Raw genomic sequence first — 21,684 nt, 5'->3', positions numbered from 1 at the left:
GTCTCAGACGCCGGAACGAGCCCTAACCGTGACCTCTTCGGGATCACGGACCCGAAACCCGCCCCGCGCCCCTCGCGTCGAATCGGCAACAGACGCAACGACCCGGGGGGACGCCCTGTGAGCACGTCAACCACCACCGCCCGCAGACCACTTGCCGCCGTCCTCGGCGCCCTGGCACTGGCCGCCGCCCTCACGCTCACCGGCTGCGGCGCCGACAACAGCGCCGACAGCAGTTCCAGCGAGGCGGGTGGCAAGGCGGGCGCCGCCGCACCCGACCTGGCCGAGCGGCCCGGCGCGCAGACCGCGGCCACCGGGGCGGACGGCGACGCGAAGAACGCCACCGGCAAGGGCTCCGGAACCGGGGCGGGACGGACCCCGACCCTGGCGCAGTCGTACATCGTGCGCACGGCGACGCTGACGGTCGAGGCCAAGAACGTCTCCGGCGCGGTGGCCAAGGCGCGCACGCTCGTGGAGGGCACGGGCGGCTACGTCGGCAACGAGAGCACCAGCCTGGACGACGACGGCCGCGAGTACTCCACCATCACGCTCCGCGTGCCGCCGGAGGGCTACGACCGGGTGCTGAACGACCTGTCGGAGCTGGGCACGCTGCGCAACCGCAAGGTGAACGCCCAGGACGTCACCGGCCAGGTCGTGGACGTCGAGAGCCGGCTCAAGACCCAGCGGGCGAGCGTGGCGCGGGTGCGGGAGCTGATGGACCGGGCGACGAGGCTCAGCGACATCGTCTCCCTGGAGAGCGAACTCAGCTCCCGCCAGGCCGACCTGGAGGCGCTCGAGGCCCAGCAGGCCTCGCTCAAGGAGCGGACCGGGATGGCGACGATCACGCTGGAGGTGCAGGAGCCGGCCGTCAAGGAGGCGCCGGAGAAGGAGGACGACGGCTTCTGGGCCACCGTGGGCAGCGCCTTCGGCAGTGGCTGGCACGCCTTCTACCTGACCCTGCGGGCCCTCCTGGTCGCCCTCGCCGTGCTGGCCCCGTTCGCGGCCCTGGCCCTCCTCGGCTACCTGGGCTTCCGCCTGCTGCGTCGGGTGCTGCCCGCCCGGCGTCCCGTCGCCGCGCCCCCGCAGCCGGTGACCGTGCCCGCGCCGATCGGTGCGGGCGACGGCGGGGCACAGCCGCGGGAGTAGCGGCGGACCCGGTGTCCCCGCGCCGGGCGGCGCGGGGACACCATCGTCAGCGGGCCGTCTCGGTGTGGACGAAGTCCACGAGACGCGTCAGGGCGTCGGGGTCCGTGGTGGGCAGGACGCCGTGGCCCAGGTTGAAGATGTGGCCCGGGGCGGCTCCGGCCGAGTACAGGACCTCGCGGGTCTTCTTCTCCACCGCCTCGCGCGGGGCGAAGAGCACCGCGGGGTCGAGGTTGCCCTGGAGCGCCTTGCCGGGGCCGACCCTGCGGGCGGCCTCGTCCAGCGGGACGCGCCAGTCCACGCCGACCACGTCCGCGCCGGCCTCCCCCATGAGCCCGAGCAGCTCGCCGGTGCCGACGCCGAAGTGGATGCGGGGCACGCCGTAGTCCGCGACGGCCCGGAAGACCTTGACGGAGGCGGGCATGACGTAGCGCCGGTAGTCCTCGGGGGCGAGCGCGCCGACCCAGGAGTCGAAGAGCTGCACCGCGCTGGCGCCGGCCTCGATCTGCACCTTCAGGAAGGCCGAGGTGATGTCCGCGAGGCGGTCAAGGAGCTCCGCCCACAGCTCGGGCTCGCCGTACATCAGGGCCTTGGTGCGCTCGTGGTTGCGCGACGGACCGCCCTCGACGAGGTAGCTCGCCAGGGTGAAGGGCGCGCCCGCGAAGCCGATCAGCGGCGTCGTGCCGAGTTCACCCGTGAGCATGCCGATCGCTTCGGTGACGTACTTGACGTCGTCCGGGTCGAGCGGTCGCAGGCGCTGCAGGTCCTCCCGCGTGCGGATGGGCTGCTCGACGACCGGGCCGACGCCCGGCTTGATGTCGAGGTCGAGCCCGATGGCCTTGAGCGGCACCACGATGTCGCTGAAGTAGATCGCCGCGTCGACCTTGTGCCGCCGCACGGGCTGCAGCGTGATCTCGGTGACGAGGTCGGGCCGCATGCACGACTCGAGCATGGGGATGCCCTCGCGCAGCTTGAGGTACTCGGGGAGGGAGCGCCCGGCCTGGCGCATGAACCACACGGGGGTGTGCGGCACGGGCCGGCGCCGGCACGCCAGGATGAAGGGGGAAGCAGCGGTCTGCTGGTGCGCACTCACCCCCGAATCTTCGCATGCGCCAAGTGGGCGACCCGCCCGACCGGGTGTCCTCCCTCACTGCGGGCCCCCTTCGGCCTACGCTTCCGGGCATGGCAGCGGCTCATGGGCACCTCTCGGACGGGGACGACGCCCCCCTCCCGTTCCAGCACGCGGTCGACGCACTGCTGCGCGCCCGGGTACGGCACGAGGTGGAGCTCGATCCGGTGCCCCCGCCCAAGCGCCTGGCACCGCACGCGTACGCCCTGGAAGCGGCGGTCGTCGTCGACGACGAGGAGATCGGGGACGGGCGCCTGGTGCTGCTCTACGACCCCGACGGGCAGGAGGGCTGGCACGGCGCCTTCCGGCTGGTCACCCTCGTCCGGGCGGAGCTGGAGCCGGAGATCGCGGCGGACCCGCTGCTGCCCGAGGTGAGCTGGTCGTGGCTGACCGGTGCCCTGGAGGGCCGTGGCGCGGCCTTCACCGCGGCGGGCGGCACGGTCTCGCGCAGCTCCTCGCACCACTTCGGCGCCCTGGCCGGGCGGGAGGACTCCACCCGCATCGAGATCCGGGCCTCGTGGACGCCGCTCGCCGTGAACGGCGGCGTACCGGACATGGCCACCCACCTGGCGGCCTGGTGCGACCTGGTGTGCACCTGCGCGGGACTGCCGCCGGCGCCCTCTGACCCCTCCTGCCCCCCGCCGGGGGGCGGCCCCTCGGTGGTGCCGCTGCCGAAGCGGCGCGGTCCGCAGCAGACGCGCTGAGGGCCGCCGCGCCCGGGCTGACCATTCGCTTTACCGCCGTCAACAAGGTCTGACACCCGGTGACCGCGATCTTCACACCTTCGATCGACCCTGGTCGACAGCGCGTCCGAATTGCCGGAATTGTTACTAAACAAGTCGTGATCATTCTCTAAAGCCGGGCGAAGTTGCTGCCGAAGGAACCTGTGACCCTTCCCGCCAATGTCCCAGGAGGCCCGGTGTCGGTTCTTCTCGAGCACCCCACAAGCCTGGTCGCCTACCGCCCCAACAAGCCGACGGCGATGGTGGTGGTCGCCGATCCCCGCGTACGTTCCACCGTCACGCGCCACTTGTGGGCGCTCGGAGTACGCGACGTGATCGAGGCGTCCTCCATCGCCGAGGCCAGGCCCCGGGTGGGCACCCCCCGAGACATCTGCGTCGCCGACGTACACCTCCCCGACGGCTCCGGGCTGACCCTGCTCGCCGAGACCCGGGCGGCGGGCTGGCCCAACGGCCTGGCCCTGTCCGCCGCCGACGACATCGGTGCCGTGCGCAACGCCCTCGCGGGCGGTGTGAAGGGCTACGTCGTCACCGGCACCCGCACCAACCTCGGCATCCCGGGCCGCCCCGGCGCCGTACCCCTCGGCCCGGCCGGCCAGCGGCTGCAGCGCCGCCCACCGGGCGCCCCGGGCCACGGCGGCGGCTACCGCGAGCTGTCCGGCCGCGAGGTGGAGGTGCTGCGGCTGGTCGCGGAGGGCCAGTCGAACAAGGCGATCGGCGTCTCCATGGGGCTGTCGGCGCTGACCGTGAAGAGCCACCTGGCCCGGATCGCCCGCAAGCTGGGCACCGGTGACCGCGCGGGCATGGTCGCGGTAGCGCTGCGTACCGGCATCATCCACTGATCGAAGTCATATCCCGCGTGCGCCCGCCGACGGAACGTTCCGTCGGCGGGCGCCTGCTGTACACAGATACTCTTGACTGGTGACCGACGCCCGAGAGACCGCAACAGAAGCACCCCCGGCGCCGGTCCCGCTGCTGGACCCGCGCGAGGGAATCCCGCCGGTGACCGCCAGCCCGGAGGCCTTCGCCGACATCGTCGCGGCTTTCGCCGCGGGCTCCGGACCTGTCGCCGTCGACGCCGAGCGCGCATCCGGCTACCGCTACGGGCAGCGGGCCTATCTGGTCCAGTTGCGCCGCACCGGGGCAGGGACCGCGCTGATCGACCCCGTCGCCTGTCCGGACCTGTCGGCGCTGAGCGCCGCGCTCGACGGCACGGAATGGGTGCTGCACGCCGCCACGCAGGACCTGCCGTGCCTCGACGAGGCGGGCATGCGGCCCGCCCGGCTGTTCGACACCGAGCTGGCCGGCCGCCTGGCCGGGTTCGCCCGGGTCGGGCTCGGCGCGATGGTGGAGAACGTCCTCGGGTACGCCCTGGAGAAGGGCCACTCCGCCGTCGACTGGTCGACCCGGCCGCTCCCCGAGCCGTGGCTGCGGTACGCCGCCCTCGACGTCGAGCTCCTGGTCGACCTGCGCGACGCGCTGGAGGAGGAACTGCGCGCCCAGGGCAAGCTGGAGTGGGCGCTGCAGGAGTTCGCGGCCATCGCTGCGGCCCCGCCGCCCCCGCCCCGCGTCGACCCCTGGCGCCGCACCTCCGGCATGCACAAGGTGCGCCGGCGCCGCCAGATGGCGGTCGTACGCGAACTGTGGAACCTCCGGGACCGGCTGGCCCGCGAACGGGACGTCTCCCCCGGCCGCGTCCTCACCGACGCCGCGATCGTCACCGCGTCGCTGGAGGCCACCCCCAACGCGCACGCCCTGGCCGCGCTCCCCGGGTTCGGGCACCGCATGGGGCGGCGCCAGCTGGAGCAGTGGCAGGCCGCGATCGACCACGCCCGCAGCATCCCCGAGCGCGACCTCCCGCAGCCCGGCCCCGCCTACACCGGCCCCCCGCCCCCGCGCGCCTGGGCCGACAAGGACCCGGCCGCCGCGGCCCGGCTCTCCGCGGCGCGGGCGGCGGTCTCGGCACTGGCGGAGCAGCTGAACCTCCCCCAGGAGAACCTCATCACCCCGGACACCGTCCGCCGCCTGTGCTGGGCGCCCCCGCGGGACCGCAGCCCCGAGTCCGTGTCGGCCTTCCTCCAGGACGCCGGCGCGCGCCCCTGGCAGGTCGAGCTCACCACGCCCATCCTCACGGCGGCGCTCGCGGCAACGCCGGTGGTGTGACCCGGGGGGTGCCCCTTGCGGCCCGTCGTCGTGTGCGGGTTGTTCGCGCCTGCGGGCGGCTGCGCCGGGCTGCCCGGGTGATTGCGTGCGGGTTGTTTGCGCCTGCGGCGGGCGGTTCTCCCGCCCTCCCGCCCGATTGCCCGGCGCGGTTGGTGCGGGCCTGCGCGCGTGTGTGGGTGGGCCGGGGTCGGGGCCTCCGGGGCTGGGCATTCTGGACCGCATATTTATGTGCATGGCGGGCGGTCCAGGTCCTTGCCGTCTGTGCCGCACAACAAATACACGTCAGCGTCCAGAACGCCCACCCCTACGACCCCGCCCCCTCCGCCGGTGCCGCGACTGACGGCCGGTGGGGTTCAGAAGGCGGTCCGGGGGTGCCGCAGGTGCCTTTCTGACCCCCACCGGCCGTCAGTCGCCCCAACACACCGGAGGGGGTGTGGCGGGGTGCGCCCATGGGGGTCCCCCCGGCCGAAGGCTGGGGGAGACGAGCGGCGAACCCGGCGCCGGATGATGTCGGGGTAAACCGCGAGCGTTGAGGACGTGCGCCGGCGCGGCCCCGACCCCACACGTACACAGCGCGGGCCCGAACTGACCGCGCCGGGCAATCGGGAGGGCGGGTGGGGGAGAAACCCAACCGCAACCACGACGCACCCGCGCGCGGGAACCCCGGGGGGAGACCGAACGTGTGACCCCGCACACCCGCACTGTGCACATCGGTTACCCACGAGTAGCATGTACGGCGGAGCCGCCGTCTTCTGCCCGCGGCAAGCGAACCCGCATCTTGAGGAGAGCCAACGTGCCTCGTACCGCTAGGGACGTCGTCTTCGTCGACGGCGTCCGCACCCCGTTCGGCAAGGCGGGCCCGAAGGGCATCTACCACGAGACCCGTGCCGACGACCTGGTCATCAAGTCCATCAGGGAGCTGCTGCGGCGCAACCCCGCGCTCTCCCCGGAGCTCATCGACGAGGTCGCCATCGCCGCGACCACCCAGATCGGCGACCAGGGCCTGACCCTGGGCCGTACGGCCGCGATCCTGGCGGGGCTGCCCAAGTCGGTGCCCGGGTTCTCCATCGACCGCATGTGCGCGGGCGCGATGACCGCGGTCACCAGCGTCGCCGGCGGCGTCGCCTTCGGGGCGTACGACGTGGCGGTCGCGGGCGGCGTGGAGCACATGGGCCGGCACCCGATGGGCGAGGGCGTGGACCCCAACCCGCGCTTCGTGTCGGAGAAGCTGGTCGACGACTCCGCCCTGTTCATGGGCATGACGGCGGAGAACCTGCACGACCGCTTCCCGCACCTGACCAGGCAGCGCGCCGACGAGTACGCGGTGCGCAGCCAGGAGAAGGCGGCGAAGGCGTACGCGAACGGCAAGATCCAGCAGGACCTGGTGCCGATCTCGGTGCGCCGCACCTCCCCCGAGGGCGGCGAGACCGGCTGGGGCCTGGCGACGACGGACGAGCCGATGCGCCCGGGTACCACGCTGGAGAACCTGGCGGGCCTGAAGACCCCGTTCCGCGCCCACGGCAACGTGACGGCGGGCAACTCGGCGGGTCTGAACGACGGTGCCACCGCCTCCCTGATCGCCGCCGAGGACGTCGCCCGGGAGCTGCAGCTCCCGGTGAAGATGCGTCTGGTCTCCTACGCCTTCGTGGGCGTCGAGCCCGAGGTGATGGGCATCGGCCCGGTCCCGGCGACGGAGAAGGCACTCGCCAAGGCGGGCCTTTCGATCTCCGACATCGGCCTGTTCGAGGTCAACGAGGCGTTCGCCGTGCAGGTGCTGTCGTTCCTCGACCACTACGGCATCGCCGACGACGACGCACGCGTCAACCAGTACGGCGGCGCCATCGCGTTCGGCCACCCGCTCGCTTCCTCCGGCGTCCGTCTGATGACGCAGCTGGCCCGCCAGTTCGAGGAGCAGCCGCACGTCCGCTACGGCCTGACCACCATGTGCGTCGGCTTCGGCATGGGCGGCACCGTGATCTGGGAGAACCCGCACTTCGACGGAGGCAGCAAGTGACCACCACCGCCGAGCTCCTCAAGGGAGCGGCCGAGCTGTTCCCGGACGAGGTCGTGACGCAGGCGCAGGTGCGCCACCTCGACCTCCCCCAGGGCGCCGGGCGTTTCGCGCTCATCACCCTGGACAACGGCCTGGACCACACCAAGCCGACCACCTTCGGACCGCAGTCGCTGGCGAACCTGAGCGCCGCCCTCGACCAGGTCGAGAAGGAGGCCGCGGACGGCGGGATCGTCGGTGTGGGCATCACCGGCAAGCCGTTCATCTTCGCGGTCGGCGCCGACCTCAAGGGCGTCGAGCTGCTGAAGCGGCGTGAGGACGCGCTGGCGATCGGCAAGGGCGGCCACGACGTCTTCCGCCGTCTGCAGTCCCTCGCGGTCCCGACCTTCGCGTACTACAACGGCGCGGCCATGGGCGGCGGCGTCGAGGTCGGCCTGCACTGCGGCTACCGCACCGTCTCCTCGGCCATCCCGGCGTTCTCCCTCCCCGAGGTCTTCCTGGGCCTGGTCCCGGGCTGGGGCGGCTGCGCGCTGCTGCCGAACCTCATCGGCGCCGAGCGCGCGGTGAGCGTCATCATCGAGAACTCGCTCAACCAGAACAAGCAGCTGAAGGGCGGTCAGGTCTACGACCTGGGCATCGCCGACGCGCTGTTCGACGGCGCGGACTTCCTGGAGCAGTCGCTGTCCTGGACGGCCGCCGTCCTCAAGGGCGAGATCCAGATCGTCCGCCCCGAGGTGGACCGCGGCGCGGCGTGGGACGAGGCCGTCGCCAAGGGCCGCGCCTTCGCCGACTCCAAGGTGCACGGCGCCGCCCCGGCCGCGTACCGCGCGCTGGACATCATCGCCGCCGCCAAGGACGGTGACCTGTCCGCCGGTTTCGACGCCGAGGACGAGGCCCTCGCGGACCTCATCATGGGCGGCGAGCTGCGCTCCGGCATCTACGCCTTCAACCTGGTGCAGAAGCGCGGCAAGCGCCCGGCCGGTGCCCCCGACAAGAACCTGGCCCGCCCGGTCACCAAGGTGGGCGTCGTCGGCGCCGGTCTGATGGCCTCGCAGCTGGCGCTGCTCTTCGCGCGCCGCCTGGAGGTGCCGGTGGTCCTCACCGACATCGACCAGGAGCGCGTGGACAAGGGCGTCGGCTACGTCCACGGCGAGATCGACAAGCTGCTGCTCAAGGGCCGGGTCAACCAGGACAAGGCGAACCGCCTCAAGGGCCTGGTGTCCGGCTCCCTCGACAAGGCCGCCGCCTTCGGCGACGCGGACTTCGTCATCGAGGCGGTCTTCGAGGAGATCGGCGTCAAGCAGCAGGTGTTCGCCGAGGTCGAGGCGGTGGTGAAGCCGGGGACGATCCTGGCCACAAACACCTCCTCCCTCTCGGTCTCCGAGATGGCCTCGAAGCTGAAGCACCCCGAGCGGGTCGTCGGCTTCCACTTCTTCAACCCGGTCGCGGTGCTGCCGCTGCTGGAGATCGTGCGCGGCGAGCAGACCGACGACGCGTCGCTGGCCACCGCGTTCGCCGTGGCGAAGAAGCTGAAGAAGACCGCGGTGCTGACCAAGGACGCCCCGGCGTTCGTCGTCAACCGCATCCTCACCCGCTTCATGGGCGAGATCCAGAACGTCATCGACGAGGGCACCCCGGTGGAGACGGCGGAGAAGGCCATCGAGCCGCTCGGCCTGCCGATGTCCCCGCTGGTGCTGCTGGAGCTGGTCGGCCCGGCGATCGGTCTGCACGTCTCCGAGACGCTCAACCGCGCCTTCCCCGACCGCTTCACGGTCTCCCCGAACCTCGCGGCCGTCGTCAAGGCGGGCAAGCGCGGCTTCTACGTCTACTCCGCGGAGAACGGCTTCAAGCCGGAGCTGGACCCCGAGGTCGCCGCGCTCCTGGTGCAGGGCGACAGCGTCCTGACGCAGGAGCAGGTGCGCGCCCGCGTCCTGGACGCCGTCGCGCAGGAGATCGGGATCATGCTGGAGGAGGGCGTCGTCGCCGAGGCGCAGGACGTCGACCTGTGCCTGATCACCGGTGCCGGCTGGCCCTTCCACCTGGGCGGCATCACGCCGTACCTGGACCGTGAGGGCGTCTCGGAGCGGGTGAACGGCAAGCCGTTCCTGGCCCCGGGTGTGGCCTCCGTCCCGGCGTAACGCCGGCTGCGTACGCGGAAGGGGCCCCCGCCGGACGGCGGGGGCCCCTTCGCGTCGGTGTGCCTCAGGCGGTCTGCGCCGCGGCTTCGGGGACATGGGCCGTGCAGTAGGCGACCGTCAGGTCCCTTACGAGGGCCTTGCGTTCGTAGTCGTCGAGGTCGACCAGGCCGCGCTCGGTCAGGCCCCGTACCGTCTCGCCGACGGCCGTCAGCGCGGCGTCGAGGGCGGCGCGGCGGTGCCGGTCGTCCAGGGCGGCCAGTTGGGCGCGGCGCAGCGCGGTGGCCACGGCGGGGGCGTACTCGATGCGGACGGGCTGAGCGGAGAACACCTCGATGCCGACGGGCTTCAGGTCCTGGACGAGCATCCGGGTGAGGTCGTCCGTGAGGCGGTCGGTGTCGCGGAGCGTGGGGCCGGGGCCGCGGAAGTCGTCGGCGGGCAGCCGGGACACACCGCGGGCGACCGCGGCCTCCACCAGTGCGCGCAGGTAGCGGACGTGATCGTGGACGGTGAAGGCGGCCCGCGCGGTGTCGCGGACCCGCCACACCATCAGGACCGTGACCAGCAGCGGGGTTCCCTCGGCGTCGGTGGCCTCGATCGGGCTGCTGCGCCAGTGGTGCAGGCTGGTGTCGACGCGGCGGCGGACGAGCAGCGGGCTGATCCACAGCAGCCCGGTGCGGCGGACGGTGCCGCGGTAGGCGCCGTGCCGGGTGAGCAGCCAGACGGAGCCGGGGCGGCCCCTGACGAGGCCGAGCGCGGTCAGGGCGGTCACCGCGGCGAGGACGGCCACGGCGCCGCCGCGGACGGCGGGGGACGTCCCGGCGGGGCCCAGCAGGAGCGCGGCCGTCCCGCAGGCCGCCGCCAGGATGGTGAGCACGGCGACGCCGCCGGGCAGGCAGCGTCCCGGGCGTTCGGTGATGTCCGACAGCGGTGTCACGGCGGGCGGGCCGGGAACCGCGCCCTTGGTGGGGGACTGAGCGGGCACGGGGAACCCGGCGGGGCTCCCCTGGGGGGTGATCGTCATGAGAAGAGCCGCCTCCATGTCTCGGGGCCGGGATAGCCGTCGGCCTGGTTTCCGGACCAGCCCTGGGACCGCTGGAAGGCCTCCACCGCGCGCCGGTCGGCCTCGCCCCAGCGGGGGCCGGGCCCCTTCGCGTAGAACCGGCCGAAGCCCTTGGCGGCCAGCCGCCGTCCCAGCGCGAGCACGTGCGGGCCCGACTGGCCGGGCCGGAAGCCCCCGATGCCCGGGTAGGCCGGCTGGGCCAGGTGGGCCGTTCGGGCGGGGGGCGCCGTCGGGCGGCCGCCGATGTCGGCCCCGGCGCCCTCGGTCAGGTAACGCCACGTCAGGGGGCCGGGGAAGCCGTCGGCCTGGTCGCCCTTCCAGCCCTGGGCGCGCTGGAAGGCGCGGGTGGCCTCGCGGTCGGCGTCGCTCCAGCGGGGTCCCGGACCGTCGTGGTAGTACGCGCCCGCGCCCCGCTGCCGCAGCATCCGGCCGAGCCGGGTGACGTAGCCGTTGGAGGCGCCGGGGCCGAAGGACACGCTCCCCGGGTAGCCGGAGGCCAGGTCGCCGAGGTCGAGGTCGCCGTACAGGTCGTCGTAGAAGTCGTCGTAGCCCCCGTCGCTCAGGTACTTGTAGCGGTAGGGGACGTAGCGCTTGGAATGGTCCCAGTAGGCGTACGGGGTCGTGCGCACCCGGGCGCGCGGCCGGGTCTCCTCGTAGGCCACGTAGCGGTTGTGCGCGGCGTTCGCCCAGCCGCCGAAGATCGTGACGTGGGAGCCGTCGACGGGGTCGCGGGGGTTGTGGAAGAGCAGGATGTCGCCGGGTTCGAGATCACCGCGGCCGATCCGTTCCGCGAAGCGCGGCAGCGTGCCGGTCCATTGGCTGCTGCCCAGGCCCCAGGCCATGGAGACGAATCCGGAGCAGTCCTGCCGGTAGCCGTCCCGCCAGCGGCGGCGCATGTCGTACGGGACCCGGGCGTCGATCCAGCGCTGGGCCCGCTCCAGGATCTGGTCGCGGGTCAGCCGGAGCGGGGCCACGGCGCCGATCCGGTCGGGCTGCGCCTGTTCGGTCAGGCCCGTGGAAGCGGCCTGGCCGGCATCCTCCGCGGGGGCCGCCACGGCGGCGGGCGCCATGACGGCCGCGCCGGCCGTGGCCAGGAGGACCAGCGCGGCGGGAGCGGCGGCCGGTGGCGCGCACGGGGGCGTGGCGCGGGTCGCCGCCCGGATCAGCCGCCGCCGGGCGCAGTCCTCACAGACGCAGCCCGGCTGCGGCCCGACCTCGTCGAACACCGGTGTGGACATGCGCACCACCACTCCTCGCGATCGAGTGCCACATGCCCTTATTACCCGATTTCCACATAAATCTGATGTAATGACAGCGGGCGGTGTGGTCAGCCTGTCGCGGTGGTGCTGTTCACGACCTCGGCAACGGCCTTGTCGACCAGCTGCGTCAGCCCCTCGGGGGTGAGCCCGGACGCGCCGCCCGAAGGATCGGTGACGGTCTCGCCGTTCACCTGCACGACCGGCGCGGAGGTGAACCCGGCCGCGGCGAACTCCTCCTGGGAGCGCCGCACCCACCCGTCGTGGTCCCCGCCCTGGACGCACGGGACGAAGTGCGTCTCGTCCACGTCCCCGGCCTTCTTGGCCAGGCCCTTCAGGAAGGTGTCACTGGTGAACGGGTCGTCCGAGGCGTCGGCGGGCTGGGCGTCCCACACCTGCGCGACGAACTCCTGGAACCGGCCCACGTCCTGGGCGCACGCGGCCGCGTTGGCGGCGGCCAGGGAGCCGGTGCCACCGTCCGCGGTGTCGGTCGGCGTCACCAGGCGGTAGTCGATCTCCACCTGGCCGGTGGCGACCAGCTTCGCGAGGGTGTCCCCGTACTCGGCGGCGAAGGCCTTCGACTCCGGGCTGCGCAGGTCCTCGTACACGGTCAGCGTCACCGGCAGCTTCGTCGGCTTGACCGGCACCGCCAGCTGTTCCTCGCCCGAGGCACCGGCCGGTGCCTTGACCTCGTGCTGCTTCTCACTGCGCACATGCGCCCCGAGGACGGCCGAACCCCCGAACACCACGCCCAGGACGATCACCGTCCCGGCGTAGGACCGCCAGCGCTTGGACTTCGTCTGCTTCACCGGGACTTTCTACCACCGCGTACCAACACGCCCCGTGGGCGGGTACAGCCTCCGCCCGATGCACCTGCCCTGTCGGCCGGTCACCGGGCAGGACACCCGGCCCGGGGCCGGTTGTGACAGGGTGGGCCGGTGAACGGTGGGACAGCGCCCCTGGTCGTGGTCGACGCCGCCAACACCGTGGGGTCCGTCCCCGACGGGTGGTGGCGGGACCGGCACGGGGCGACGGAGCGCCTGCGCGACGCCCTCGCCGGGCTGGCGGGTACCGGGCTCCCGGAGCGGGCGGACGTGCCGGAATGGGCCCGGCGGGCACCGCTCGACGTCGTGCTCGTCGTGGAGGGCGCGGCCCGGGGGGTGGCACCCGTGCCGGGGGTACGGGTCGAGGCGGCGCCCGGCAGCGGTGACGACCTCATCGCCGAACTCGTCGCCGCCCGCCCGCCGGAACTGCCGTGCCTGGTCGTGACGGCCGACCGCGAGCTGCGGCGCCGGGTGACCGCCCACGGCGCGGCCGTCGCGGGGCCGCGGTCGGTGCGTGCCTGACTACCGGCCGGGCGGCCGGGCGTACAGCACCGCGCCGTCGGCGGTGGCGACGCGCTCGTAGCCGCCCCGGTCGAGCAGGCGGCGCAGACCGGGCACGTGCGCCGCGCCGTAGGGGGCGCCCCGCGAGTCGTCGACCACGACGGCCGGGGGCGCGGCGGAGAACTCCCGGCGGAAGGCCGCCCAGGCGCCCGGTACGGCGTACTCCTCGCCGACCCGGGCCCCGCCGCGGCCACCGCTGAAGTTGGTGAGGAATCCCGCGGTGAGGAACCGGCCCGCCGGGGCGCGCCCGGAGAGCCAGTACTGCTCCGGGTGCATGCCCCACACCAGGACGGTCCCGTCCGCGTCGGTGTGGGCGCGGATCGCGGCGGCGACGGCCTGGGCGTGGTCGAGTTCGGCGCGCGGCGCCGCGAAGCCCCAGCCGGTGAACACGGCCGCCGCCAGCACCGTCCAGACCGCGGCGGCCCTTCGGGCCGGACCGCGCGCGGGCAGCCGGCGCAGCGCGGCCACCCCGACGAGCGTGAGCGGGGGCAGCAGTTGCAGGTAGTAGTGACCGTAGAACTGGAAGCCCGCCACGACGGCGACGGCGGCCGCGCCGAGCCAGATCCACAGTTCGGCCCCCGAACCGGCCCTTCGGCGCACGGCGAGCCAGACGGCCGGCAGCACCAGTCCCGCCCCGGCCGCCGTGAGGATCGCGGCGTTGCCGAGCCCCCGCCCGGCCGCGAGCAGCCAGGCTCCCTCGGGCGAGATGTAGGCCCCGGAGCCGGTGACCGTCCAGAAGACGAAGCGCCCCGCACCGGTCGCCAGGGCCACGGCCACGACGGGCAGCGCCCACCCCGCCGTCAGCCGGGCCCACGCTCCGGCGGACACGGGGACGGACCCGGCCGCACTCCCCCGCCGGGCCCGCCACAGCATCCAGACCACCGGGAGCAGCACCACCGCGCCGGTCTGCTTGGTCAGCGCCGCCCCGGCCACCGCCACCCCGGCCGCGCCCCAGCGCCCGCGGTCGGCCGACAGCACGGCGGCCACCGTCCACGGCAGGGCGAAGACCTCGAAGGACGCCGCCTGCGTGTCCTCGGGCGCCAGCCCCACCGACAGCAGCAGGTAGCCGAACCCGGCGGCCGCGCCCCACCGGTCGCCCCAGCGGCGCCGGGCGAGGGCGACGAGCAGCGCCGCGGTCACCACGTGCGCGACGACGGCCGCCGCCCGCACGGGCCGGAGGGAGCCGTCGCCGAAGAGCGCGAACGCCCCCTCGTAGAGCCACGGCAGCAGCGGGGGCTTGCGGTCCACGACGGTGTCGTAGAGGACGCCTCCGGAGGCGAGCACGCGCGCCTGGGTCGCGAGGAACCCCTCGTCGGGGTTCCAGACGGGACGTACGAAGGAGGGCAGGTGGACCAGCGCCGCCACCAGCGTCAGCAGCGGGAGCAGCACGGGCCACGAGAACCGGGTGAACGGCGAGGGCGCCCGGGACGGGGCACCGTCCGCCCGCCGGTCCGGGAGCGCGGGCGCGGCGGAGCGGGCGGTCTCGGGGCGGGTCGGCACGCGCCCAACGTACCGGGCGCCCTCCGGGTGCGTCAGCTCACCTCGGCCGGGCCGGTGTGCGGACCCGGCTGTGCCGGTAGCCGTAGAGGAAGTAGACGAGGAAGCCGAGGGCCATCCAGATGGCGAACCGCAGCCAGGTCTCGGCGGGGAGGTTGAGCATCAGCCACAGCGTGGCGAGCACCGACACCGCGGGCAGCCACGGCACGAGCGGGGTGCGGAAGGCACGCGGCAGGTCGGGGCGGGTACGGCGCAGCACGACGACGCCGACGGCGACGACGATGAACGCGAAGAGGGTGCCGATGTTCACCAGCTCGGCCAGTTCCTCGATGGTCGTGAAGCCGGCGACGATCGCCACGATGCCGCCGAGCAGGATCGTCGAGCGGTAGGGCGTGCCCCGGGTGGGGTGCACCCGGGAGAAGAAGCGCGGCAGCAGCCCGTCGCGGCTCATCGCGAAGAAGACCCGGCTCTGCCCGAGCAGCAGGATCATGCAGACCGTCGTCAGGCCCACCACCGCGCCGAAGGCGATCAGCCCGGCCCAGAAGGGGTGGCCCACCGCCTTGAAGGCGTCGGCCAGCGGCGCGTCCACCGTCAGCCGGGTGTAGTGCTGCATGCCGGTGACGACGATGGAGACGGCGACGTAGAGCACGGTGCAGATGATCAGCGAGCCGAGGATGCCGCGCGGCACGTCCCGCTGCGGGTTCCTGGTCTCCTCGGCGGCGGTGGCGACGATGTCGAAGCCGATGTACGCGAAGAAGACCACGGCCGCCGCGGTGAAGATGCCCATGACGCCGAACTGGGACGGCGTGAAGCCCGAGATCAGCTGGATGAGCGGGGCCTTGATGCCGGCCTCCGCCCCCTCGGACGGCACGGCGGGCGGGACGAACGGGGTGTAGTTGTGGGCCTTGATGAAGAACGCGCCCACGATGATGACGATCAGCACCACGGTGACCTTGATGGCGACCACCACGGAGGTGACCCGGGCCGACAGCTTCATCCCGGCGACCAGGACGGCGGTGAGCACGGCCACCAGCAGGAAGGCCAGCAGGTCGAAGTGGAAGCCGCTCTGTTCGCCGCCGGACAGCACGGACGGCAGGTGCCAGCCCCAGTTGTCCATGATCGAGCGCAGGTAACCGGACCATCCGACGGCGACCACGGCGCAGCCCAGCGCCAGTTCCAGCACGAGGTCCCAGCCGATGATCCAGGCGGGCAGTTCGCCGAGGGTGGCGAAGGAGAAGGTGTACGCGGATCCGGCCACCGGCACGGTGGAGGCGAACTCCGCGTAGCACAGGGCGGCGAGCGCGCACACGACGCCCGCGGCGACGAAGGACAGCGCGACGGCCGGGCCCGCGTTCTCCTTCGCCACCTTGCCCGTCAGGACGAAGATGCCGGTGCCGATGACGACGCCGACACCGAAGACCGTGAGGTCGAGGGCGGACAGCGACTTCTTGAGCGCGTGCTCGGGCTCCTGGGTGTCCCGCAGGGAGTCCTCGACCGATTTGGTACGGAAGAAACCGCTCCGACCCTTCGCAGCCTTACCGCCCACGTCCACCGGCGCACCTCCACAGTTGTTCCTGCATCACAGCACCCGCAGATGCTTGTGACCGGATCTGGCGCGCCTACACATCAGCACAAGGGCCGGGCGATCACCCATTGGGGTGTCGCCCGGCCCGGTGGTGCGAAGGACGGGGAGCGGCCGTCAGTCGCCCGCGACCTGGGTCGCGGGCTCGTCGGCGTAGCGGTCCCCGAGCCGGCTGACCAGTCCGGTCACCTGGCGCGCGACGTCCGGGGCGGTCAGACCGATCTCGGCCATGACCTCCTTGCGGCTGGCGTGGTCCAGGAACTCCTGCGGGATGCCGAAGTCACGCAGCGGCACGTCCACGCCGGCGTCGCGCAGCGCCTGGGCGACGGCGGAGCCGACACCGCCGACGCGACCGTTGTCCTCGACGGTGACGACGACCCGGTGGCCGGCCGCGAGACCGGGCAGGGCCGCGTCGACGGGCACGACCCAGCGGGGGTCGACGACGGTGGTGGTGATGCCCTGGGCGTCGAGCAGGTCGGCGATCTCCAGGCACATCGGGGCGAGCGCGCCGACCGAGACCAGCAGCACGTCCGGCTTGGCGTCGTCGCCCTGGGGCTCGGCCTGACGCAGCACGTCCATGCCGCCGACCTTGCCGACGGCCTTGACCGCCGGGCCGACCGCGCCCTTGGAGTAGCGGACCACGGTCGGGGCGTCCGGTACCTCGACGGCCTCGCGGAGCTGGGCGCGCACCTGGTCGGCGTCGCGCGGGGCGGCGATCCGCACGCCCGGGACGACCTGCAGGATCGACATGTCCCACATGCCGTTGTGCGAGGCGCCGTCGGTGCCGGTGATGCCGGCGCGGTCCAGCACGAAGGTGACGCCGCAGTTGTGCAGCGCGACGTCCATCAGGACCTGGTCGAAGGCGCGGTTGAGGAAGGTCGCGTAGACGGCGACCACCGGGTGCAGCCCGCCGGTCGCCAGGCCCGCCGCGGACACCACCGCGTGCTGCTCGGCGATGCCGACGTCGTAGACGCGGTCGGGGAACGCCTTGGCGAACTTGTCCAGGCCCACGGGCTGGAGCATCGCGGCGGTGATGGCCACGATGTCCTTGCGCTCCCTGCCGAGCTTGACCATCTCCTCGCCGAAGACCGAGGTCCAGTCGGCGCCGGAGGCCGCGATCGGCAGGCCGGTGTCGGGGTGGATCTTGCCGACGGCGTGGAAGCGGTCGGCCTCGTCCTGCAGGGCGGGGGTGTAGCCGCGGCCCTTCTCCGTCAGGCAGTGGACGATGACCGGGCCGCCGAAGCGCTTGGCGCGCTGCAGCGCGGACTCCAGGGCGGCGACGTCGTGGCCGTCGATCGGGCCGACGTACTTCAGGCCCAGGTCCTCGAACATGCCCTGCGGGGCGATGAAGTCCTTGAAGCCCTTCTTGGCGCCGTGCAGGGTCTCGTACAGCGGCTGGCCGATGACCGGGGTGCGCTCCAGCAGTTCCTTGGTGCGGGTGAGGAAGCGCTCGTAGCCGTCGGTGGTGCGCAGCGTGGCCAGGTGGTTGGCGAGGCCGCCGATGGTCGGCGCGTAGGAGCGCTCGTTGTCGTTGACGACGATGACCAGCGGGCGGTCCTTGGCGGCGGCGATGTTGTTCAGCGCCTCCCAGGCCATGCCGCCGGTCAGCGCGCCGTCACCGATGACGGCGACGGTGTGGTCGCGCTTGCCCAGCTGCTCGTTGGCCTTGGCCAGGCCGTCGGCCCAGCCGAGCACCGTGGAGGCGTGGCTGTTCTCGATGACGTCGTGCTCGGACTCGGCACGCGAGGGGTAGCCGGACAGGCCCCCCTTGCTCTTGAGCTTGGAGAAGTCCTGACGGCCGGTGAGCAGCTTGTGGACGTAGGACTGGTGCCCGGTGTCCCACAGCACCTTGTCCTGCGGCGAGTCGAAGACACGGTGGAGCGCGATGGTCAGTTCGACGACACCCAGGTTCGGCCCCAGGTGCCCGCCCGTCTTGGAGACCTCGTCGACCAGGAAGGTACGGATCTCGCCTGCCAGCTCGACCAGCTGCTCCGGGCTGAGCCGGTCGAGGTCGCGCGGTCCCTTGATACGGGTCAGCAGAGCCACCCGTGCCTCCTTGTTGTCGCTTTCCGGTTTCCCGAGTGTATGTGTTCGCGTTTTCAGCTCCGCACACACCCGTGCCCGGCGCTGGGATGATCTTCCCTGCGCCGGGCACGTCACGCCACTGGTGCGGTGCGGAACCTCAGCCGCGACCCGCGGCCTTCTGGCTCTTGCGGGACACCGAGTCGATGACCACGGCGGCGAGCAGCACCGCGGCGGTGATCATGTACTGGAGCGCGGTGTTCATGTTGAGCAGGTCCAGGCCGGTCTGGATGGACTGGATGACCAGCATGCCGAGCAGCGCGGACCAAACGTTTCCGCGGCCGCCGAAGAGGCTGGTGCCACCGATGACCGCGGCCGCGATGGCCAGCATCAGGGTGTTGCCGCCGCCGGCGCCCAGGGTCGCCGTGAAGGTCTGCGCGGCGAAGAACAGACCGCCGAGCGCCGCGAAGCCGCCGGAGATGGCGAACACGGAGATCCGCACCAGGGCGACGTTGATGCCGGCGCGACGGGCGGCCTCGATGCCACCGCCGACCGCGAACACCTTGCGGCCGTACGAGGTACGCCGCAGCACGAAGTCCGTGATGACCAGGGCCGCCAGGAAGACGACCAGCGCGTTGGGCACGCCGCTCGCCTGGTTCAGGACGTACGCGGCGACGAAGGAGACGACCGCCAGGGCGCCCACGCGGAACGCGATCTCGCCGGTGGGCCGGAACGGGACGCCGGCCGCGCGACGCCGCCGCTGCTCGATCAGCGAGCCCGCCAGCATGGCCACGGTGCCGAGGCCGGCCAGCAGGTAGGCGCCGGAGATGTCCTGGTCCATGAAGAAGGAACGCTGGCCCAGGATGTGCAGCGGGCCGTCGTCCGGGATCGAGAGGCTTCCGCTGTCGCCGAGCAGCTGCAGCATCAGGCCGTTCCAGCCGAGGAAGCCGGCCAGGGTGACGACGAACGCGGGGACGCCGATCTTCGCGAAGAACCAGCCGTGCAGGGCACCGATGAGGATGCCGGTGACGATGGCCAGGATCATGGCCAGCCACGGGTTCATCCCGTGGTTCGTGACGAAGATGGCGAAGACGGCCGAGGCCAGACCGCTGACCGAGCCGACCGACAGGTCGATCTCACCGAGCAGCAGTACGAAGACCAGACCGATGGCGAGCATGCCCGTGGCGGCCAGGAAGAAGCCGATGTTGGCCAGGTTGCCGGCGCTCAGGAAGTTGCTCGACTGGGTCTGGAAGATGGTCCAGATGATGATCAGGCCGACGATGACCGGCAGCGAGCCGAGCTCACCGCCGCGCACCTTGCGCTTGAACTCGGTGAGGTAGCCCTTGAGGCCCTCTTCACGGACGAGCAGGCGCGGGTCGACCACGGGCACCGCCGCCGAGGACGCGTCCTCGACCGCCGCTGCCACCACTTCCTGCTTTACGGTCTTCGACGTGTCGCTCACTTTGCAGCCTCCGTGCGCCGCCCCTGACGGCGGGTCACGGCATTGTCCGTGGCACCGGTGATGGCGGAGATGATGTCTTCCTGGGACGTGCTCTTGACGTCGAAGACGCCGTTGTTGCGGCCGAGCCGCAGTACCGCCACCTTGTCGGCGACGGCCTTGACGTCGACCATGTTGTGGCTGATGAGGATGACGGCGAGGCCGCGCTCACGCAGCCGCTCGACCAGGTCGAGCACCTGGGCGGTCTGCTCCACGCCGAGGGCCGCGGTGGGCTCGTCGAGGATCACCAGCTTGGGGTCCCCGATCAGCGCACGGGCGATGGCGACGACCTGTCGCTGTCCACCCGAGAGGCTGGCGATCGGGATGCGGACGCTGGGGATGCGGATCGACAGCGTGCTGAGCAGCTCCCGGGACCGCTTCTCCATCATGACCTCGTCGATCACACCGGCGCGCTTGATCTCGCTGCCGAGGTAGAGGTTGGCGACGACGTCGAGGTTGTCGCACAGCGCGAGGTCCTGGTACACGGTGGCGACCCCCAAACCCTGGGCGTCGTGCGGCCGGTTGATGTTGACCGGCTTGCCTTCCCACTCGATGACGCCGTCATCGATGGGGTGCACACCGGCGATCGTCTTGACCAGGGTCGACTTCCCTGCGCCGTTGTCGCCTACGAGCGCGACGACTTCTCCGGCGTGAACCTCCAGGTCGACATCGGTGAGTGCCTGGACCGCACCGAATCGCTTGGAGACTCCGCGCAACGCCAGCACGGGCGTAGCGGACACGTGAACCATCTCCTTCGCCGCCTGACCGGCGGGGATGCCGCGCTTGGAGGGGCGCGGAGTTTTGTGCAAACTGCACAGCTTTACATGAACTGGAACGGACTGTCTGTCCGGCGCCCGCCCCGTCAGCGGGGTCTGTTGGACGGGGCGGGCACCGGACAGGTTCGCGTGGCGGCCCCCGGAGGGAGGGCCTGCCGTGTTACTGGAGGCCGGCGGCCTTGCAGGCCTCGGCGAACTCGGCCGTGCAGATCTCCTCGACGGACCACAGCTTGTCGGCGACGACCGTGTCCTTGACGTTGGCCTTGGTGACCGAGACCGGGGTCAGCAGCTGGGACGGGACCTTGTCACCGGAGCCGCTGGTCAGCGAGGTGGTGGCCAGCGAGTCGATGGCCTTGCCCTCGACCAGGTTCACCGCGAGCTGGGCGGCGGCGTCGGCCTCGGGCTTGAACGCCTTGTAGACCGTGCTGGACTGGCTGCCCGCGATGATCCGCTGGATGCCCGCGAGTTCGGCGTCCTGACCGGTCAGCGGGATGCCGCTGATGCCGGCGCCCTTGAGGGCGGTGGCGATACCGCCGGCCATGCCGTCGTTCGCGGCGTAGACGCCCGCGATCTTCTTGGCGCCGATCTGGGTGATGGCCGCCGTCACCTTCTGGTTGGCGACGGTGTCCTTCCACAGACCGCTCTGCTCGTAGGCGATCTTGACCTTGCCGTCGAGGACCTTGTGGGCACCGGCCTTGAACAGCGCGGCGTTCGGGTCGGCGTCGTCACCGTTGATCATGACGACGTTCGCCGAGGGCTTCGCCTTGTCGCCCAGCGCGTCGAGGAGCGCCTGGCCCTGCAGCTCGCCGACCTTCTCGTTGTCGAAGGAGACGTACGCGGAGACCGGGCCCTGGGCCAGACGGTCGTACGCGATGACCTTGATGCCCTTGTCGACGGCGGCCTGGACGGAGGACTTGATGGCAGCGGCGTCCTGGGCGCTGATCACGATCACCTTGACACCCTTGGTGATCATGGTGCTGACCTGCTGGGCCTGCTTGCCGGAGTCACCCGCGGCGTTCGCGTACTGAACGTCGCAGTCCGCGCACAGCTCCTTGACCTTGGCCTCGAACAGCGGCTTGTCGAACTTGTCGTAGCGCGCGGTGACGCTGTCGGGGAGCAGCAGACCGATGGTCTTGCTCTTGCTGCCGGCGCTGCTGCTGCCGCCGTCCGCCTTGTCGTCACCGGCCTTGCCGCACGCAGCAACGGAAAGGGCCATGGAGACGGCCGCGGTGCCGATCACGACGCGACGCATCATTGCGTTCATGTGGGGTTGCCTCCCTGACAGGG

At 72.2% G+C, this 21,684-nt stretch carries 17 protein-coding genes; 7 read left to right on the top strand and 10 right to left on the bottom strand.

Annotation, left to right across the window (positions count from 1 at the left end; genetic code table 11):
* Positions 1-117 precede the first annotated feature (117 nt).
* Positions 118-1,143, top strand: coding sequence for a DUF4349 domain-containing protein (locus tag AC1VWI_RS32700; protein ID WP_499514596.1), 1,026 nt, complete (start codon positions 118-120; stop codon positions 1,141-1,143).
* 46 nt (positions 1,144-1,189) lie between these two features.
* Here the strand turns inward: AC1VWI_RS32700 and hemE are convergent, their stop codons facing one another.
* Positions 1,190-2,233, bottom strand: a complete 1,044-nt coding sequence (gene hemE / locus AC1VWI_RS32695; RefSeq protein WP_499514595.1) for a uroporphyrinogen decarboxylase — start codon at positions 2,231-2,233, stop codon at positions 1,190-1,192.
* A gap of 89 nt (positions 2,234-2,322) precedes the next feature.
* Here hemE and AC1VWI_RS32690 point away from each other — a divergent pair, with 89 nt between their 5' ends.
* From AC1VWI_RS32690 to AC1VWI_RS32670, 5 genes are all read left to right on the top strand, one after another.
* Positions 2,323-2,973 carry a DUF3000 domain-containing protein gene (locus AC1VWI_RS32690; RefSeq protein WP_499514594.1) on the top strand — a complete coding sequence of 217 codons (651 nt, stop codon included), beginning with the start codon at positions 2,323-2,325 and terminating at the stop codon, positions 2,971-2,973.
* Between the two features lie 215 nt (positions 2,974-3,188).
* The gene (locus AC1VWI_RS32685; RefSeq protein ID WP_018563211.1) at positions 3,189-3,851 is read left to right on the top strand and encodes a response regulator transcription factor; all 663 of its coding nucleotides are present in this window, start codon (positions 3,189-3,191) and stop codon (positions 3,849-3,851) included.
* 79 nt (positions 3,852-3,930) lie between these two features.
* Positions 3,931-5,172 (top strand): HRDC domain-containing protein, encoded by a 1,242-nt coding sequence (locus AC1VWI_RS32680; protein ID WP_499514593.1) that lies wholly within the window; start codon positions 3,931-3,933, stop codon positions 5,170-5,172.
* A gap of 793 nt (positions 5,173-5,965) precedes the next feature.
* Positions 5,966-7,186 (top strand): thiolase family protein, encoded by a 1,221-nt coding sequence (locus tag AC1VWI_RS32675; RefSeq protein WP_499514592.1) that lies wholly within the window; start codon positions 5,966-5,968, stop codon positions 7,184-7,186.
* Entirely contained in the window at positions 7,183-9,321 is a 2,139-nt protein-coding gene (locus AC1VWI_RS32670) for a 3-hydroxyacyl-CoA dehydrogenase NAD-binding domain-containing protein (protein WP_499514591.1), read from the top strand. The genes AC1VWI_RS32675 and AC1VWI_RS32670 overlap by 4 nt, the downstream gene beginning before the upstream one ends.
* Before the next feature lie 64 nt (positions 9,322-9,385).
* On the opposite strand, the gene AC1VWI_RS32665 is transcribed toward AC1VWI_RS32670, so the two are convergent.
* The 3 genes from AC1VWI_RS32665 to AC1VWI_RS32655 form a co-directional block, all read right to left on the bottom strand.
* Complete coding sequence (locus AC1VWI_RS32665) at positions 9,386-10,342, bottom strand: SPFH domain-containing protein (protein WP_499514590.1); 957 nt, start codon at positions 10,340-10,342, stop codon at positions 9,386-9,388.
* A complete protein-coding gene (locus AC1VWI_RS32660; RefSeq protein ID WP_499514589.1) occupies positions 10,339-11,619 on the bottom strand; it encodes a peptidoglycan-binding protein in 1,281 nt (426 codons plus the stop codon). Before AC1VWI_RS32660 ends, AC1VWI_RS32665 begins: the two co-directional genes overlap by 4 nt.
* A gap of 89 nt (positions 11,620-11,708) precedes the next feature.
* Complete coding sequence (locus AC1VWI_RS32655) at positions 11,709-12,446, bottom strand: DsbA family protein (protein ID WP_499514588.1); 738 nt, start codon at positions 12,444-12,446, stop codon at positions 11,709-11,711.
* 129 nt (positions 12,447-12,575) lie between these two features.
* On the opposite strand from AC1VWI_RS32655, the gene AC1VWI_RS32650 reads away from it, so the two are divergent.
* On the top strand, positions 12,576-12,983 hold the full coding sequence (locus AC1VWI_RS32650; RefSeq protein WP_499514587.1) for an NTP pyrophosphohydrolase: 408 nt from the start codon (positions 12,576-12,578) through the stop codon (positions 12,981-12,983).
* Here AC1VWI_RS32650 and AC1VWI_RS32645 read toward each other — a convergent pair whose 3' ends face one another.
* The 6 genes from AC1VWI_RS32645 to AC1VWI_RS32620 all read right to left on the bottom strand — a co-directional run bounded on the left by AC1VWI_RS32645 (position 12,984) and on the right by AC1VWI_RS32620 (position 21,661).
* Positions 12,984-14,522: a glycosyltransferase family 39 protein gene (locus AC1VWI_RS32645; RefSeq protein WP_499514586.1), complete on the bottom strand. Its 1,539-nt coding sequence runs from the start codon at positions 14,520-14,522 to the stop codon at positions 12,984-12,986.
* Between the two features lie 37 nt (positions 14,523-14,559).
* The gene (locus tag AC1VWI_RS32640) at positions 14,560-16,071 is read right to left on the bottom strand and encodes an amino acid permease (protein WP_499514585.1); all 1,512 of its coding nucleotides are present in this window, start codon (positions 16,069-16,071) and stop codon (positions 14,560-14,562) included.
* Between the two features lie 147 nt (positions 16,072-16,218).
* Positions 16,219-18,147 carry a 1-deoxy-D-xylulose-5-phosphate synthase gene (gene dxs / locus AC1VWI_RS32635; RefSeq protein WP_499514584.1) on the bottom strand — a complete coding sequence of 643 codons (1,929 nt, stop codon included), beginning with the start codon at positions 18,145-18,147 and terminating at the stop codon, positions 16,219-16,221.
* 136 nt (positions 18,148-18,283) lie between these two features.
* Positions 18,284-19,585, bottom strand: coding sequence for a sugar ABC transporter permease (locus AC1VWI_RS32630; protein ID WP_499514583.1), 1,302 nt, complete (start codon positions 19,583-19,585; stop codon positions 18,284-18,286).
* Entirely contained in the window at positions 19,582-20,370 is a 789-nt protein-coding gene (locus tag AC1VWI_RS32625) for an ATP-binding cassette domain-containing protein (protein ID WP_499514582.1), read from the bottom strand. Before AC1VWI_RS32625 ends, AC1VWI_RS32630 begins: the two co-directional genes overlap by 4 nt.
* A gap of 187 nt (positions 20,371-20,557) precedes the next feature.
* On the bottom strand, positions 20,558-21,661 hold the full coding sequence (locus tag AC1VWI_RS32620) for a sugar ABC transporter substrate-binding protein (protein WP_499514581.1): 1,104 nt from the start codon (positions 21,659-21,661) through the stop codon (positions 20,558-20,560).
* Positions 21,662-21,684: the final 23 nt, after the last annotated feature.

Source organism: Streptomyces sp. TOM-9, from assembly GCF_056858595.1.
Note: the sequence above shows the minus strand (reverse complement) of the source record. Positions and strands in the feature narration are given on the sequence as shown.